This is a genomic window from Clostridium sp. (assembly GCF_030532265.1).
GTDB lineage: Bacteria > Bacillota > Clostridia > Clostridiales > Clostridiaceae > Clostridium.
Genome location: NZ_JAUNLM010000045.1, coordinates 1 through 16883, shown reverse-complemented (window position 1 = coordinate 16883; position 16883 = coordinate 1). Strand labels below are relative to the sequence as shown.

Below are 16883 nucleotides of genomic sequence, written 5' to 3'. Positions count from 1 at the left end.
AAAAATTAAATATTTGAAAAAATTACTATTTATGTTATTACTTAATGATAATTTAAGTTTTAATATTATAATATATTACTAATTTTAGGATAGAAAAATTAATTTAATTTAAATTTTATTAATTTTTAAATAGAAATAAGATTGTAATTTAGTTAAAAAATATAGAAAGTAAATTTGAAATATAGTATAATTTACAAAGAAGAATAATTTGGAATAAAAATAGGAATTTTATCGAAAAATAGGAGATAGACTTAAATGTTGGAAACTATTATAATTGCTTTGATTTTTTGCAAAATTAAAGGATATAAAATAAAACCTTTGTTTAATAATTATTTTATATATCCTATTATATTTATAGAATTTATAAATTTAATTATACAATTTAACATATTTAATGGTAATTATAGTTTTATAAAGTATGCTGGAATACTTAAAATAATTTACTTATGTTCATATTTACCTTTAATTTTTAAATACAAACAATATGTTAGTGCAATAATTGGATCAGCTTTTGTAATAGTTGGTGGAGTGTTAAATGATATGGCTATAAAATTTAATGGTGGTTTTATGCCTGTATTTCCTAAATTATCCTATTTAACAGGTTATGCAAAGGCAGATTCTTTTAATAAAGTAAACGATATACATATTTTAGGTAGTTCAAATACTAAAGTGAAATTTTTAACTGATATATTTGATTTAGGGTATAGTGTATTAAGTGTAGGAGATATTTTTATAAGAGCTTTTGTATTTATAATAATATTTAGTTCTGTAAGAGAGATAAATAAATCTTTAACCAATAATTGCGTATAAGGAGAGACATAATATGTTGCATATATCATTTTTTGAATTAATAGTAAGGGCTATACCAGAAAGTTTTTTATTTGTATTTGCAATTTATGTATTTGCAAATAAAAAAGTAGATTTAAATAAATATATTATATCAAGTATAGGATTAGCTATTAGTATGTTTGTAGTAAGAAGTTTTCCTATAGGATATGGAACACATACTATATTAAATATAATTTTATTAGTTTGTATTACTAATTTTTTAAATAAAATAAACACTTTAGAATGCATAAAAGGTGGGATATTTACAGCTATAATTTTATTTTTTTCAGAAGCTATAAATTTGTTTTTAATACAGCTTAAAGTTGGAGAAAATGTTACATCAATATTTAGTGATCCAATTTTAAAAACTATTTATGGAATACCATCGTTAGTTATATTTTTAGCAATTATAATATTAATAAATTTTTTGAAGAATAGGAAAAAATTCAAAGATGTTTAATTATATATCAAAAAATATTGCAAGAAAAATAGCTTGTGAAAATAGTAGTATAGACAAGGATAAAGAAGAAGTAATAGCATATGGTATATATGGTATATTACAAATTGGGGTATCAATATTACTTGTAATTATATTTGGAGTTATATTTAATGTATTTATTGAAGCATTAATAATGTCATTTGGAATTAGTATACTTAGAAAATATTCAGGTGGTGTTCATTCAAATAGTTCATCAGGTTGTTTAATTATTGGAACTTTAATATGTGTTTTAATTCCATTATTAATTAGTAAAATAAATATTAATATTTATTTCACTATAGCAATATCACTTATTATTTTCATATTTTCTTATATTATTATTTATAGATTAGCTCCTGTAGATAGTGCAAATAAACCTATAAGAAAAACAGAAAGAAGAAAAAAGCTAAAAAAAAGATCTATGCAAGTATTAACAATTTATTTGCTAATATTAATAGCATTTATAATATTTTATTATTTAGAAGATAACTATAAATTATTATTATATGCTAATGTTTTAGGATGTGCTACTTTATGGCAAGTTTTTTCTCTTACTAAGTTAGGACATAAATTGTTAGGTGCTTTAGATACTTTTTTTATAAAACAATTTCATTTATAAATTAAGGGGGAATAAATTATGAAAAAACTAAACAACAAAGTATTAATGGCTATTGCAACAGTAGCAACAGTTGTTGCAGGAACAGTTGCTACATCAGCATGTTTTTGGTGCTTTCATCAACCAGAAGAACCAAAATCTTTAAGAGAAGAGTAGAAATTTAAGGGGCCAGATAAATTCTGGTCCTTTGTAGTATGAGGAAGAAGTTATGAATGAAATAGACAAAAATAAATATAAACAGTTAAATGATATAGTTGCTGTAGTAAAAATATCTACTCTTTTATTTACTGGAATGATAATTATACAATATTTTTTTAGTGATGGAATTTTAAAAAATGATATATTATATAGCCAGTATGGGATACTATTAGTAGGATTTATAACATGTTTATTATTATTTATTTATGTTATATGGAATTTTTATACGCCAAGTAAATTGAAAAATAAACATTCGTTATTATTTCAAATAATAGAAAATATAACATTTGTTATAATATTTTCAGTAGTTATAGTAATTTCAGGAGCAAATACTAGTGGATATAAAATATTATTTTTATTTATAATAATAACAACAACTATACAATCCGGATTAAAGCAAGGAATGATATTTGCTTTGATTTCATCTATTATAATTTTAGGTGTAGATATTTTATATATGCCTAATGTTGAAATAAATAGATATTTTGAAAATGATTTAATATTAGTAGGAGTATTTTTCTTAACAGCATGGCCTTTAGGGTTTTATGTAAAGATAGAAGGAGAACATATAGAAAGATTAAAAGATTTGGCTAATGAAGATGGTCTTACAGGTGTTTATAACCATAGATATTTTTTTGATGCGTTAGAAAAGGAATTAGAAAATTCAAAAGAAAACAAACAAAAATTATCTGTTATATTTATAGATATAGATTATTTTAAAAATTATAATGATTTGTATGGGCATCAAGAGGGAGATAAAGTTCTAAAAAAGGTAGGCTCTATTCTTAAAGATAGTATAAGGATTGGAGATACTGTTGCAAGATATGGTGGAGAAGAATTTGCAGTAATTTTACCAAATACCGATGAAGTTATCGCAAGTGATGTTGCAGAGAACATAAGACAGTGCATTGAGAAGGAATATTTTTATGGACAACAAAATCAACCTAATGGGAATTTAACAGTATCAATTGGAATATCAATTTATCCAGATAAGGCAAAAGATGAATTTGAACTTATAAAAAGTGCTGATGATGCACTTTATAAAGCTAAGTTTTTTAATAAAAATAGAGTAGAAACTTATGTTTCAATATTAGAAGAAATAAAAAGAGATATTAGTGAAGATGAAGTTAAGCTAGTTACTTCTATAAAAACATTAATAAGTGTTATAAACGCAAAAGATAGATATACATATGGACATTGTGAGAGAGTAGTTCTTTACAGTAGATTACTTGCAAATAAATTAAATCTTAGTGAAGAAGATAAAAATAGTTTAATATATGGGGCTTATATGCATGATGTTGGTAAAATTAATATTGCAAAAGAAATATTAATAAAAAAAATGCCACTTAATGATGAAGAATGGAATTTGTTGAAGGAACATCCTCAAAATGGAGTAGATATTATAAAACCTGTAACTTCATTAAAAAGAATAGAATCAATAATACTTCATCATCATGAAAAATATGATGGTAGTGGATATCCTAAGGGATTAAAAGGAGAAGAAATACCATATTTAGCGAGAGTTTTAACAGTTGTAGATAGCTTTGATGCTATGACATCAAATAGACCTTACAATAAAAGAAAAACTTATGAAGAAGGTATGGAAGAATTAAAAAAATGGAGTGGAAGGCAGTTTGACCCTGAAATTGCTAATAAATTTATTGAAGTAATAAAAGAAAATAAAGATAAACTAGGAGAAATACCAGATCATTAAGATGATTGTAAATATACAATCATCTTATTTTTTTATATCTTAGAAGGAAATGGAATAAATAGGTAGAAATATTTAATATATTATATTTAAAAATTTTGGGGGACTGGTTATGGCTATATTTCATGGTAATCTAAAGAAGACATTACCAGAGTTAACTGTTGGAGAGTTAAATTTAATAAAAAAATTTAAAGAGGAGCTAGATAATAGTTATAATATATTTATAAAACCAAATATAAATGGAGATAATTTAAATATTTTAATAATTAAAGAGAATTCTGGAATATTAATTTTAGATATATTAGATTGGAATTTAGAAAATTATATATATGTAACTGGTGGAAATGCTGGAGATTATGGAATTATAATAGATAAAAGTAATAGAAATAATAAAGTACCATTTATAACTCCTTTTGAAAAATTAATTACATATAAAGAAAATATTTATAAATATCATATAGAAGAAATTATAAAAAGAACAATATTAAATTCAAATTATAATAATTTAATTCATACTGCTATATATTTTGCAGGGAGTAAAAGTTATGATGTAATAAATAAATTTAGTAATAATACAAAAGAGATGAAAAGTATAAAATTTTGGGGAGATAATTCAAAAATAATAAATGATATAAAAAATATATTAAAGCCAAATGAGTTATTTGATAAAGAAATTTATAATATTGCCATAAAAGTTATTAAAGGGGAAAAATATAATAGTGGCAATGTAAAATATATAAATTTAGATAAAAAAAAGATAGAACTTATGAAAAGTAAAGCTGGGGCAAAAGTAAAGATAAAAGGAATTGCTGGAAGTGGTAAGACAACTTTATTATGTAATAGAGCTATATCCGCTTATAAAAGAATAAATGGACATGGAAAGATTTTAATATTAACATATAATAATACTTTAAAAAATTATATAAAGGATAAAATGAATAATTCAAAAATTAAGTTTGATTGGAGTATATTTTATATAAATAATTATTATATGTTTATAAATCAAAGGGCTTTAGATTTAGGAATAGATATAAAAGGTTTAAGTAGTGAAGATATATATAAGTTATTTAGTATTTTAGTAAAAAAAGAAAATAAATACGATGCAATATTTATAGATGAAGTTCAAGATTTTAAAAGAGAGTGGCTAGACTTAATTAAGGATATATTTTTAAAGGAAAATGGAGAATATGTACTATTTGGTGATGAAAAACAAAATATTTATAATAGAGCATTAGATACTAAAAAGATGGTTAAAACTAATATTAGAGGAAGATGGAATGAACTTACAAAATCTTATAGAATTTCAACTAATATAGCAATATTACTTAAAGAATTTCAAAAGAAATTTTTTATAAAGAAATATGAATTAGATAATATATTTATTGAAGAACAAATTGGATTAGCAATAAATGATGATGAAATAATTTATGTATATTTTAATGATTTATCATATATAGATGTATTTGAAAAAAGTAAATTTTATTTGGATAATAAAAATTTAGAATATAAAAATACATGTATTATATGCGGGAATTTAGATGAATTAAGAGATATGGAATATTATGCTCGAAAAAAGTATGGAATAAATATTGAAAGAATGTTTGAGACAAAAGAAGAATTTTTATTAATAAATAAAAGAGAAAATAATATGGGAATATTAGAAAATTTACGTGAGGCAAGACAATATAATTTTTCAGCAACATCAGAAGGATTAAAAATGTGTACTATAGAAAAGTTCACTGGATGGGAAATTGAAAATTTAATCTTCATAATAGATAAAAGTGATAAAAATATGGAACTTATATATACTGCCATAAGTAGATGTAGAAAAAATTTATTTATAATAAACAGAGGAAATAATGTGTTTAATAATTTTATAAATTCTTTAAATATATAATTAAGAAGGAGGATATAAGTATTATTTTTAGAAGGTTTATCTATAAGGTTTTGTTAATGTTTTAAGTTATATTCTTATAACAAAATATTTAAAAGGAGATTAAAATATATGTTAAAGTATATCCTCCATTTCTTAGCTATGTATTTGAAGTATTGACAGAATTTATAATAATATACAAAAGTATTATAAAAATATATTTATTAAAGTTATTTATATAGTTAGAAAAAGTATAAATAACATTACATTTTAATAAAAACAAAAAAAGAAGTACTATATAGTACTTCTTTTAATATATAAATTAATTTGTTTCAATTACTTCTTCAACAACTTGATTTCTTCTAGCTTCTAATTCATCATTAGTATATATGAATTTGTGAACAACTTTTTCTAATTTTGGCATAAAGAATTGAATTGATGGACCTGTAAGTAAAGCTGCTATTATAGTTCCAACTCCAACAACTCCCCCAAGTAAGAAACCAATTATTAAGAAAGCTGCATCTAAACACATACGAACAACACGATATTCTTTTTTGCTTTTATCTGATAATATAAAAGGAATAACATCATTTGGAGAAACTCCAAGTTCTGTAGCCTTAAGTAATGAGAAACCGATAGCGATTATTATACAACTAACTGCTAATAAGATCATTTTTACTATAAGGTTGTATTGTGAAAAATTAAATGGTTCAAAAAATCTTATCATTAAATCGATAAATGGACCAGCTGCAAACATAGCAAGAACAGTACCGATATTTATGTAATGTCTTTCAACAATTAATATAATAACTAAAAATGTGAATGTAATTATCATATTACCAATACCAGGAGTTATTCCTATAACATTAGCTAAACCTTGAGTAAATACAGTAAAAGGGTCAGAACCTATATTAGTTCCTATAAATATTGCAACACCAGTTTGAATTATCCATAAACCAAGAAAGAAAAATATTAGTTTCTTAGTTAATTGTTTACAGTTAAGTTTCTTCATCACTAGACCTCCGTAATTTCAAAAATATAAAGTGCTAAAACTTGTCCCAGCAGCACCGTGAATACAGAATATCATAAATGTAATTCTAAATAAAATAATAAAAATTTAAAATGTTCATGTTTAAATAAATGTTTACATAAAAAATAGTTATAAAATAGCGAAAATAGTTGATAAATTATTAAAAAAATGATTATTTAATTAAAAAAAACTAAAAAATATTACTAATAAAAAGTGTCAAAATAAAAAATAATTAACCAAAAAGTGTAATTGTAAACGTGACAATTTAGGTATCTGTCATATTAATATTGCAATATATGTATTTATATGGAAATTTATATGTTTATGTGGTATATTTTATATATTATGTATAAAGAGGTGTTAAATGAAAAATTTCATTAAAGAATTACTTATAGCTGTATATTTTTTTATAATTTCAATATTAAGTTCTGTACTAATAATTTTTAATTCTACATTTATATATAAAATGTGTATAAATTTTTTTAATATAGAAATTATTAGTGGAATACAAAAAGATTTATTGATAGAAGATTATAAAAAAATAATTTCATATGTTACTAATCCTTTTGTAAAAGAACTTAAATTGGACAATTTTGTTATGAGTTCCACAGGAGAATTTCATTTTTGGGAAGTTAAGAATATAGTTTTTATAATAGAAGTTATATTTTTAATTTTATTAATAGTAGGAATTATATTATTTTTATTAAATAGGAATAATAAGTTTAAATTACCAATTAATAGTTTGAATTATTTATTTTTCTTTACTGTTATTGTTGTATTTTTTATATTAATTTTTATTTACTTTGATTTTACATTTGTATTTGATAAATTTCATAAAATACTTTTTAACAATGATTATTGGATATTTAACCCTATTACAGATCCTATAATAAAGGCATTACCAGAAGAATTTTTTATGGTATGTGGAGTTATATGTTTATTTATTACATTGTTAGTAGGTATAATTTCAAAATTTATTTATATAAACTTAAAGAAAAAGTATTATAAAAATGTTAGTTAAAGATAAAAACATGCCCTATTAAATTTAAAATAAGGCATATTTTTTTATTTTAAATATATAATTTAAAAAATAATATAAAGTATTGTTAATTTTTTGTACACAGAATAGTAAAAGTAAATAAAAAAAAGTAAGTTATAATAAATATTTGATTAATAAAAAATAATTAAACCTAAGGAGAAAATATGGACTTTATAAAAATTTATAGCAATATTTTAAAAAATAATATTGAAAATCCAGATAAGGTAAGAAAATTACTTAAAGCAGGATATGATTTAGAGTATTTAAATTTAAATTTATTAGGAGATAGGAATTTACCTAAATCTCTTAGATATTTATCTAAGCTTTGTATGAAGTTTACATTAGAGCCATTAAAAGATCCAGAAAATACAGCCTTTGTAAATGTATTTACACCTACTGAATTTTTACATGCCTTTGATATGCATCCACAGCTTATAGAAGCTTTTTCGTCTTACATATCAGGAACAAAATTTGAAGATGTTTTAATTGATAAAGCAGAAAGCTTTGGTATATCAGATAGTCTTTGTTCATATCATAAAACTTTTTTAGGAGCAGCTATGACTAAAATTTTACCTAAACCAAAGTTTGCTATTACAACATCTACTGCATGTGATGGGAATATTAATACATTTAGACATATTTCGAATATTTATAATATAGAAAAGTTTGTTATAGATGTTCCTTATGAATATAATATTGAGGCAGAAGAGTATGTTAAAGATCAATTAAAAGAAATGGTGGTTTTCATTGAAGATAATACACATAAGAAATTAAATGAAGAGAAGTTAAAGGAAGTTATTTTAAATGAAAATCAATCAATAGAATATTATAATACATATTTAGAAAATTTAAAGCATAAATACTTTCCAAATACAATAACTTCAGAAATGTTTAAAGTATTTGTAACACATCCTGGAATGGGAAGAAAAGATACTTTAAAGTTTTATAAGCTACTAGCAGAAGATATAGAAAAATATCCTGATATAAAAGCTGAAAAAAGATTATTATGGGTTCATCTATTGCCATTTTATAGTTATGCAATAAAAGATTTATTAGATTTAAATAAAGAGCATCAATTATTAATTTCAGATATGAATGTTGATTATATGAAAAAATTAGATATAAATGATCCATATTCATCTATTGCAAAGAAAATAATTTTAAATTCATATAATGGACCTTATGAAAGAAGAGCAAATAATATATTAAAATATGCTAAAGATTTAAATGCAGATGGTGTTATTAACTTTTGTCATTTTGGATGCAAACAATCAAGTGGTGGTTCATTAATACTTAAGGATACTTTAGAAAAAAATAATATTCCTGTATTAAGTATTGATGGTGATGCAGTAGATAGAAGAAATAGTCAAGAAGGACAAAATAAAACAAGACTTGAAGCCTTCTTTGAAATGTTAAATAGTAAGGAGGAAAATATAGATGATAGCTTGCATGTGTAAATATAGTCCTTTTGCTGTATTTGATGCTTTTGATGAAAAGGGAATTGTTATAGATGGTGAGGTTTCTCAATTTAATGAGTCAGATAAATTTTTACATCCTAACATGTGTTCATATAGTAAAGCTCTTTTAGATACAATAATCGAAAAGAAAATAGATAAAGTATTTTTGGTAAACTGTTGTGATTCAATAAGAAGACTTAAAGATACTTTAGAGAATATTCCTTCAATTAAATTTGTATATATGATGGATTTGCCAAGAAAGAATAATTGTTGTGCAAAAAATATGTTAAAAAGAGAAATATTAAAGTTTATTGATGAGTATGAAAAGTTTAGTGGAAAAAAGTTTAATATAGAAAAATTCAATAAAGGACTTTATAAATATTTAGATAATAATAAGGCTCCAAATACTCCATATATAGCTGTAATGGGAGCAAAAATATCAAAAGAATTTATAAATAATGTAGAGGATTTGTTAGATTACCCTTTAATAAATCATACTTGTTCTAGAGAACATTATTTAACTGAAATTAAAAATTTTAATGATAAAGATGAAGCTATTACATGGTATTCAGATGAAATATTAGGTTATACACCTTGTATGAGAATGGAGGATACTACAAATAGAAGAGCATTGACAGAAGATCCAAATTTAAAAGGAATAATCTATCATACAGTTAAGTTTTGTGATCATTATTCTTTTGAATATGTAAATTTACAAAGGGGAAAAACTCCTATACTTAAAATAGAAACAGATCTTACAAGTCAAAGTGCAGGACAAATAAAAACACGTATTGAAGCATTTAATGAACAGTTAAGTGGAGGAAAAGTAAAAATGAAAGAAATTAAAAATAAAGATAAAATTTATGTTATGGGAATAGATAGTGGATCAACTTCTACAAATGCAGTTATTATGGATAAAGATAAAAATATGTTAAGCAGTATAATAGTTAAAACAGGTGCTAAAAGTATGGATTCAGCAAACGCTGCTTATGAATTAGCAATTAAGGAAGCTGGAATTTCAAAAGAAGATATTACACTTATAGTAGGAACTGGATATGGAAGATATAATATTCCTTTTGTGGATGAAAATATAACAGAAATAACATGTCATGGTATGGGAGCACACTTTTTTAATCCAGAAGTAAGAACTATTATAGATATAGGAGGTCAAGATAGCAAGGCTATAGGGTTAGATGAAAATGGAAATGTAAAAAGTTTTGTAATGAATGATAAATGTGCAGCTGGAACTGGAAGATTTTTAGAGATGATAGCTAAAACTTTAGAAATTGATTTAGAAACTATGTCACAAGAAGGATTATCATATAATGAAGATCTTACAATAACAAGTGTTTGTTCTGTATTTGCAGAATCAGAAGTTATAACTTTAATAGCTGAAAATAAAGAGAGAAGAGATATAATACACGGTGTAAATAAATCTATTGCAACAAAAACTGTAGGTCTTGTAGAAAGAGTTGGTAGATGTGAAAAATATATGATGACAGGTGGGGTAGCTAAAAATAAAGGGGTAATAAAAGCTATAGAAGAGAAGCTAAATAGTAAATTAGTTATAGCTGATGAACCACAAATATGTGGAGCTGTTGGAGCAGCTATACTAGGATTAAATAAGATTTTAGAAAATATATAGGTATATTGTTCATTTACTTTTTTTATTAAATATAATATCATACTAATGTATTAAGGATTATATTATGGAGATGAAATTATGTTTAATATAGATGATTGTATTGGATTTATTACTAATAAATGTTCTAAAAAGATATCAGATGAATTTAATAGAAGATTACAGGAGTATGGAGTAACTAGAGTTCAATGGATAGCTATTTTTTATATAGGAAAATATGATAATGGAATATTTCAAAGAGAACTTTCAGATCTTATGAATGTAAAAGAGTCATCAATGGTGAGATTAATTGATAGAATGGAAAAAGAAGAATTAGTTATAAGAAAAAAGAATGATAATGATAGAAGAATAACTAGTATATTTTTAACTGATAAAGGTATAACTCTTAGAAATAAATTATTACCTTTAGGTGAACAATTTCAAAAAGATGCTACAATAGGTATTAGTAGTGAAGAATTAGATATATTTAAAAAAGTATTAGAAAAAATGGTAAATAATATAAGTTAAGATTGACAATACCACCTTTAGGTGGTATTTTTATATTATAATACTTAGCATGGCAAGTATTTGTGTAATTAATATATTGAGAGTTTATATTGTAGGAGGATTAGTATGAAAAAAGATGTAAGACAAATGTTAAATGATTTTATGAATGGATTAAGTAGTTTAGGAGAAACAAATGGTGAAAATGTTAATGCATTTATGAACCTATTAGGTACAAACTATGCAGAAGGAGCTATAAGCACAAAAACAAAAGAATTAATAAGTATTGGTATAGCAACTTATAACAGATGTGAATATTGCATAGTGTTCCATTCATACAAAGCATTAGAAGCTGGTGCTACTAGAGAAGAAATATTAGAAGCTGCTATGGTTTCAGTTGCATTTGGTGGAGGCCCAACTATGGCATATACAGTAACTTTATTAAAAGATTGTATTGATGAATTTGAAAATGATTTCAAATAAAATTTCATTAAAAATTTAGAGATTATATTTTAAAAGATTGCTGTAAGAGCTATAGTAAAGTATAGTTTTTAAAGCAATCTTTTTAATTGAAGAAGTTATTCTAAAATTTTTGAAGGTGGTTAGATTTATATGGAAATAACTATAAAAAATATAAATGGAAATTCTGCTAAAGTAGGTAAAATAAATGTATCTATAGGAGATATAGTGAAGAAAAATCAAATATTATTGCAAATAGAAACTAACAAAGGAAATACCCCTTTTAAATCTACTAGTAGCTTTAAAATAAAAGAAATAAAAGTATCAGAAGGACAAGAAGTAAAAAAAGGAGATATTTTATTTATAGTAGATGAATTAGAAGAGGTTAAAGAGAATAAAAAGGATAATAGTGTTAAAGTAGATTATTTTGCAAATTTAATTAAAGGAAAGAAAGAAAATATAAATACAGATGTTTTAATAATAGGTGGAGGCCCTGGTGGATACGTTTCTGCAATATATGCTGCTAAAAATGGGATGAATGTTATATTAGTAGAAAAAGATAATCTTGGCGGAACTTGTTTAAATGTAGGATGTATACCAACAAAAGCATTTGTTAAATCTTCGGAAATATATAATGAAGCTATTTTAGGTGAGGAATTTGGTTTTGAAATTAAAGAAATTAAACTACAAATGGAAAAGGTTGTTGAAAGAAAGAATAATATAAAAAATAATTTAAAATCAGGTATTGAATATTTATTAAATAAAAACAATGTAAAAGTAATTAAAGGAAATGCAGAATTCATAAATAATAAAACTGTATTAGTTAAAAAAGGAAAAGATGAGTATAAAATAAATGCAGAAAATATTATAATTGCTACAGGTTCTAATATTTCAAAAATAAATATAAAAGGAATAGAATTACCATTTGTATTAAATAGTACATCTGCATTAGATAATAAAAAATTACCTAAATCAATTACTATAATTGGTGGTGGAGTTATAGGAATGGAGTTTGCTTTTATATATTCAAATTTTGGTGTTAAAGTAAATGTTGTTGAATATATGGACAGACTTTTAACTATGGTTGATGATGATGTATCATGTGAAATTAAAGAAATAGCAAAAGAAAATGGAATTAATATATACACAAGTTCAAAGGTTAATAAAATTGAGAAATCAGAAAATGGAGAAGCAATAGTATTTTTTGAAAATGAAGGAAAGGATAAGTATTTAGTATCAGAAAACGTTTTAGTTGCAATAGGAAGAGAACCTAATATTAAAAATTTAGGCATAGAAAATACTGATATAAAATTAAATGAAAATGGAAAAGGAATAAGTGTAGATAATAAATTAAAAACTAATGTAGATAATATATATGCTATAGGAGATGTTACTAATAAAATTCAACTTGCACATGTTGCATCTCATCAAGGTATAGTTGCTATAGATAATATACTCGGTAAAAATAAAGAAATAAGCTATGATTATGTTCCAAATGTAATTTTTACTTCTCCAGAAATTGCGAATGTTGGATTAACAGAAAGACAATGTAATGAGAAGAATATAAATATAAAGATAAGTAAATTTCCATTCTCAGCAAATGGAAAAGCATTGACTATGGGAGAAACAAGAGGATTTATAAAATTAATTAAAGATATAGATGAAAATAAAATAGTTGGGGCATCAGTAATAGGAGTAGATGCATCTACTTTAATAAGTTCATTAACATTAATTATTAAAAATAATATTAGTGAAGATGAAATAATTGAAACAATATTTGCTCATCCAACAACCTCTGAAGTGATTCATGAAGCGGCACTTGGTCTTAGTATAGGAGCTATACATTACCATGAATAGAATAGTTATATCTCAGGAGTTAAATCCATATTATAATTTAGCGTTGGAAGAAGAACTTTTAAATAATGTTTTAGAAAATGAAAATATATTATATCTTTGGCAAAATGAAAATACTGTTGTTGTTGGTAGAAATCAAAATCCTTATTTAGAGTGTGATATAGATTATATTAATAAAAATAATATAAATTTAGTTAGACGCATATCAGGAGGAGGTACAGTATTTCATGATATAAACAATTTAAATTTTACTTTCATAACAAAAAGTTGTAATGCAAATTTAGAAAAACAATTAAGTGTTATAAAGTTAGCCGTAGAAAAGTTTGGATTAAATGTAGAATTTTCAGGAAGAAATGATTTATTAATACAAGGTAAAAAATTTTCAGGAAATGCATTTTATGATGATGGAGAAAATTATTTTCATCATGGAACTATTATGATTAATGTAAATACAGATATTTTACAAAAAGCTCTAAAGCCTTCAAAGTTAAAATTGCAATCTAAAGGAATAACATCTGTAAAAAGTAGAATAATTAATCTTAGTAGTTTAAGTAATGAAATAAATGTTAGTATTTTAAAGAGTTCTTTAGAAAATGCTTTTAAAAAAGTATATGGGAATATAGTTAAAAAAGATATATATAATGAAAGTTATAAGAAATGTTCTTTATATGAAAAGTATAAAAGTAGAGAGTGGAATTTTGGAGAAAGCCCAAATTATAACGTTATGCTAGAGGAAAAGTTTGATTTTGATAATATTCAAATTTTATTAAGTATAAAAAATAATAAGATATACAATGCAGAAATATATTCAGATACATTAGAAAATATAGATTTTAGCGAAATTAAAAATGTACTGTTAGGTAAAGATTTTTCGGAAAAATGTATACTAGATTATATTAAACAAAATATAAATTAAATCATTATATAAGAGAGAAGAGTATGTTAATAATCTTCTCTTTTTACTTTTTTATACATCATAACTAAAAATAATTTTTAAAATTTACTTTTTTTATTGAATAAAAGTATTATAATAAGAGAATATGCTTTATAATAGTAATCTAGATTAGAAAATAATATAATAGGTTAATAATTATAGATAGAAGGTGATAATATGACAGAAAATAGATTTTTACCGATAAGTAAAAAGGATATGGAAGAAAGAGGATGGAATCAGTGTGATTTTATTATAGTTACAGGAGATGCTTATGTAGACCATCATAGTTTTGGAACTGCTATAATTTCAAGAGTTTTAGAAAATGCAGGGTATAAAGTTGGTATAATTGCACAGCCAAATTGGCATAGTATAGATGACTTTAAAAAACTTGGTAGACCAAGACTTGGTTTTTTAGTTAATGGTGGTAATATGGATTCCATGGTTAATCATTATACTGTAAGTAAAAGAAGAAGAGATAAGGATATGTATACTCCAGGCGGAAGAATGGGGGCAAGACCAGATAGAGCAACAATAGTTTATTGTAATAAAATTAGAGAGGCCTACAAGCATGTTAATGTTATAATAGGTGGAATAGAAGCTAGTCTTAGAAGATTTGCTCATTATGATTATTGGGGAGATAATGTAAGAAATTCAATACTTATAGATAGTGGTGCAGATTTATTAGTATATGGTATGAGTGAAAAACAAATAGTTGAAGTAGCAAATGCGTTAAATGATGGATTTGAAGCCAAGTACATAAGACATGTAAATGGAACATGTTATACTATAGAATCATTAGATGAAGTATACGGAGATTATAAAATATTGCCTTCTTTAGAAGAAGTTGCAAATGATAAGGTGAAATATGCAAAAGCATTTAAAATTCAATATGAAGAGCAAGATCCAATTAGGGGAAAACAACTTATACAGAAGCATGGAAATAGATATGTTGTTATAAATAAACCAGAAATGCCATTAACAAGAGAAGAGCTTGATGATGTTTATGCTCTTCCATATACTAAAAACTATCATCCTATATATGAAAAGGATGGTGGTATACCAGCAATAGAAGAAGTTAAATTTTCTATAGTAAGTTCAAGAGGTTGTTTTGGTAACTGTAACTTCTGTGCCATAACATTCCATCAAGGAAGAGCTGTTCAAAGTAGAAGTGAAGAATCAATACTTGAAGAAGCAAGAGAGATTACAACATTTAAAGATTTTAAAGGGTATATACATGATGTTGGTGGACCTACAGCAAACTTTAGAAAACCTGCTTGTAAACATCAACTTACAATAGGAGCATGTAAAAATAAACAATGTTTAACTCCTGGTGTTTGCAAAAATATGGATGTTGATCATAGTGAGTACCTACATCTCTTACGAGAAATAAGGAAAATTCCAAAAGTTAAAAAAGCTTTTGTAAGATCAGGATTAAGATATGATTATATAATGGCTGACAAAGATGATACTTTCTTCAGAGAACTTGTAGAGCATCATGTAAGTGGTCAACTTAAAGTAGCTCCAGAGCATGTAGCTCCACAAACTTTAAAGTATATGAACAAGCCATCAGGAAAAACATATGATAAATTTAGAGAAAAATTCTTTAAAATAAATAGACAACTGAAAAAAGAACAATATATAATTCCGTATTTAATGTCAAGTCATCCAGGAAGTGGATTAAAAGAAGCAATTCAACTTGCTGAATATTTAAGAGATATAAAGTATCAACCAGAGCAAGTTCAAGATTTTTATCCAACTCCTGGAACAATGTCAACAACAATGTTTTATACAGGACTTGATCCTTTAACTATGGAAGAAGTATATATTCCTAAAACTAAAGAAGAAAAGGCTATGCAAAGAGCACTGCTTCAATTTAAAAATCCTAAAAACTATAATCTTGTTTATGATGCTTTAATTAAAGCTGGAAGGGAAGATTTAATAGGTAATGGTCCTAAATGTTTAATTCAATCAAAAGAAACAAGATATATAGCAAGTCAACATGGGAAGTCTAAAACTAAAGGAAAAGGACATCAAAGGGATAATAAAGGCTCAAAAAGTAATAGGAATTCAAGAGATAATAGAAAAGGTAGAAATTCTAATAACCAATCAAGAAATGAAGAAACTAAAATGTATAAAGGGAAAAAAAGTAGAGGTCCTGCAAAGCTAAGACTTAAAAAGAAAAGATAAATAAAATGAAGTAGAGCTATTTAAATAGCTCTCTTTTTTATTTAATTAAAAATATATAGTAAAAATAAATGAAATAATCTTAGTAAAAATGAGT

15 protein-coding genes are annotated in these 16883 nt (G+C 24.2%); 14 read left to right on the top strand and 1 reads right to left on the bottom strand.

The window, feature by feature from the left end:
* Positions 1 to 255: 255 nt before the first annotated feature.
* The 6 genes from Q4E08_RS09400 (at position 256) to Q4E08_RS09375 (ending at position 5728) form a co-directional block, all read left to right on the top strand.
* Positions 256 to 810 (top strand): DUF5317 family protein, encoded by a 555-nt coding sequence (locus Q4E08_RS09400; protein WP_303130476.1) that lies wholly within the window; start codon positions 256 to 258, stop codon positions 808 to 810.
* Positions 811 to 823: 13 nt separating this feature from the next.
* A complete protein-coding gene (locus Q4E08_RS09395) occupies positions 824 to 1288 on the top strand; it encodes a hypothetical protein (RefSeq protein WP_303130474.1) in 465 nt (154 codons plus the stop codon).
* On the top strand, positions 1281 to 1925 hold the full coding sequence (locus Q4E08_RS09390; RefSeq protein WP_303130472.1) for an accessory gene regulator ArgB-like protein: 645 nt from the start codon (positions 1281 to 1283) through the stop codon (positions 1923 to 1925). Before Q4E08_RS09395 ends, Q4E08_RS09390 begins: the two co-directional genes overlap by 8 nt.
* Positions 1926 to 1943: 18 nt before the next feature.
* Positions 1944 to 2078 carry a cyclic lactone autoinducer peptide gene (locus tag Q4E08_RS09385; protein ID WP_303130470.1) on the top strand — a complete coding sequence of 45 codons (135 nt, stop codon included), beginning with the start codon at positions 1944 to 1946 and terminating at the stop codon, positions 2076 to 2078.
* Between the two features lie 52 nt (positions 2079 to 2130).
* The gene (locus tag Q4E08_RS09380; RefSeq protein WP_303130468.1) at positions 2131 to 3834 is read left to right on the top strand and encodes a diguanylate cyclase; all 1704 of its coding nucleotides are present in this window, start codon (positions 2131 to 2133) and stop codon (positions 3832 to 3834) included.
* A 109-nt stretch (positions 3835 to 3943) separates the two neighbouring features.
* Positions 3944 to 5728, top strand: a complete 1785-nt coding sequence (locus Q4E08_RS09375; RefSeq protein ID WP_303130466.1) for an AAA family ATPase — start codon at positions 3944 to 3946, stop codon at positions 5726 to 5728.
* 298 nt (positions 5729 to 6026) lie between these two features.
* On the opposite strand, the gene Q4E08_RS09370 is transcribed toward Q4E08_RS09375, so the two are convergent.
* Positions 6027 to 6716 (bottom strand): YitT family protein, encoded by a 690-nt coding sequence (locus tag Q4E08_RS09370; RefSeq protein WP_303130464.1) that lies wholly within the window; start codon positions 6714 to 6716, stop codon positions 6027 to 6029.
* Between the two features lie 382 nt (positions 6717 to 7098).
* Here Q4E08_RS09370 and Q4E08_RS09365 point away from each other — a divergent pair, with 382 nt between their 5' ends.
* The 8 genes from Q4E08_RS09365 (at position 7099) to Q4E08_RS09330 (ending at position 16789) form a co-directional block, all read left to right on the top strand.
* Entirely contained in the window at positions 7099 to 7755 is a 657-nt protein-coding gene (locus Q4E08_RS09365; RefSeq protein WP_303130462.1) for a TIGR01906 family membrane protein, read from the top strand.
* Positions 7756 to 7937: 182 nt separating this feature from the next.
* Positions 7938 to 9230 carry a 2-hydroxyacyl-CoA dehydratase subunit D gene (locus tag Q4E08_RS09360; RefSeq protein WP_303130459.1) on the top strand — a complete coding sequence of 431 codons (1293 nt, stop codon included), beginning with the start codon at positions 7938 to 7940 and terminating at the stop codon, positions 9228 to 9230.
* Positions 9211 to 10875, top strand: coding sequence for an acyl-CoA dehydratase activase (locus Q4E08_RS09355; protein WP_303130456.1), 1665 nt, complete (start codon positions 9211 to 9213; stop codon positions 10873 to 10875). Before Q4E08_RS09360 ends, Q4E08_RS09355 begins: the two co-directional genes overlap by 20 nt.
* Positions 10876 to 10953: 78 nt before the next feature.
* Positions 10954 to 11379: a MarR family winged helix-turn-helix transcriptional regulator gene (locus tag Q4E08_RS09350; RefSeq protein WP_303130453.1), complete on the top strand. Its 426-nt coding sequence runs from the start codon at positions 10954 to 10956 to the stop codon at positions 11377 to 11379.
* A gap of 105 nt (positions 11380 to 11484) precedes the next feature.
* A complete protein-coding gene (locus Q4E08_RS09345; protein WP_303130451.1) occupies positions 11485 to 11838 on the top strand; it encodes a carboxymuconolactone decarboxylase family protein in 354 nt (117 codons plus the stop codon).
* A 129-nt stretch (positions 11839 to 11967) separates the two neighbouring features.
* On the top strand, positions 11968 to 13671 hold the full coding sequence (gene lpdA / locus Q4E08_RS09340; RefSeq protein WP_303130448.1) for a dihydrolipoyl dehydrogenase: 1704 nt from the start codon (positions 11968 to 11970) through the stop codon (positions 13669 to 13671).
* Positions 13664 to 14584, top strand: a complete 921-nt coding sequence (locus Q4E08_RS09335; RefSeq protein ID WP_303130446.1) for a lipoate--protein ligase — start codon at positions 13664 to 13666, stop codon at positions 14582 to 14584. The genes lpdA and Q4E08_RS09335 overlap by 8 nt, the downstream gene beginning before the upstream one ends.
* A 195-nt stretch (positions 14585 to 14779) precedes the next feature.
* Positions 14780 to 16789 (top strand): YgiQ family radical SAM protein, encoded by a 2010-nt coding sequence (locus Q4E08_RS09330; RefSeq protein WP_303130443.1) that lies wholly within the window; start codon positions 14780 to 14782, stop codon positions 16787 to 16789.
* Positions 16790 to 16883 lie beyond the last annotated feature (94 nt).

Bases quoted from the DNA above. Each gene is read 5' to 3' on its own strand.
- Q4E08_RS09400 (WP_303130476.1), top strand. From the start codon at position 256: ATGTTGGAAACTATTATAATTGCTTTGATTTTTTGCAAAATTAAAGGA.
- Q4E08_RS09395 (WP_303130474.1), top strand. From the start codon at position 824: ATGTTGCATATATCATTTTTTGAATTAATAGTAAGGGCTATACCAGAA.
- Q4E08_RS09390 (WP_303130472.1), top strand. From the start codon at position 1,281: ATGTTTAATTATATATCAAAAAATATTGCAAGAAAAATAGCTTGTGAA.
- Q4E08_RS09385 (WP_303130470.1), top strand. From the start codon at position 1,944: ATGAAAAAACTAAACAACAAAGTATTAATGGCTATTGCAACAGTAGCA.
- Q4E08_RS09380 (WP_303130468.1), top strand. From the start codon at position 2,131: ATGAATGAAATAGACAAAAATAAATATAAACAGTTAAATGATATAGTT.
- Q4E08_RS09375 (WP_303130466.1), top strand. From the start codon at position 3,944: ATGGCTATATTTCATGGTAATCTAAAGAAGACATTACCAGAGTTAACT.
- Q4E08_RS09370 (WP_303130464.1), bottom strand. From the start codon at position 6,716: ATGAAGAAACTTAACTGTAAACAATTAACTAAGAAACTAATATTTTTC.
- Q4E08_RS09365 (WP_303130462.1), top strand. From the start codon at position 7,099: ATGAAAAATTTCATTAAAGAATTACTTATAGCTGTATATTTTTTTATA.
- Q4E08_RS09360 (WP_303130459.1), top strand. From the start codon at position 7,938: ATGGACTTTATAAAAATTTATAGCAATATTTTAAAAAATAATATTGAA.
- Q4E08_RS09355 (WP_303130456.1), top strand. From the start codon at position 9,211: ATGATAGCTTGCATGTGTAAATATAGTCCTTTTGCTGTATTTGATGCT.
- Q4E08_RS09350 (WP_303130453.1), top strand. From the start codon at position 10,954: ATGTTTAATATAGATGATTGTATTGGATTTATTACTAATAAATGTTCT.
- Q4E08_RS09345 (WP_303130451.1), top strand. From the start codon at position 11,485: ATGAAAAAAGATGTAAGACAAATGTTAAATGATTTTATGAATGGATTA.
- lpdA (WP_303130448.1), top strand. From the start codon at position 11,968: ATGGAAATAACTATAAAAAATATAAATGGAAATTCTGCTAAAGTAGGT.
- Q4E08_RS09335 (WP_303130446.1), top strand. From the start codon at position 13,664: ATGAATAGAATAGTTATATCTCAGGAGTTAAATCCATATTATAATTTA.
- Q4E08_RS09330 (WP_303130443.1), top strand. From the start codon at position 14,780: ATGACAGAAAATAGATTTTTACCGATAAGTAAAAAGGATATGGAAGAA.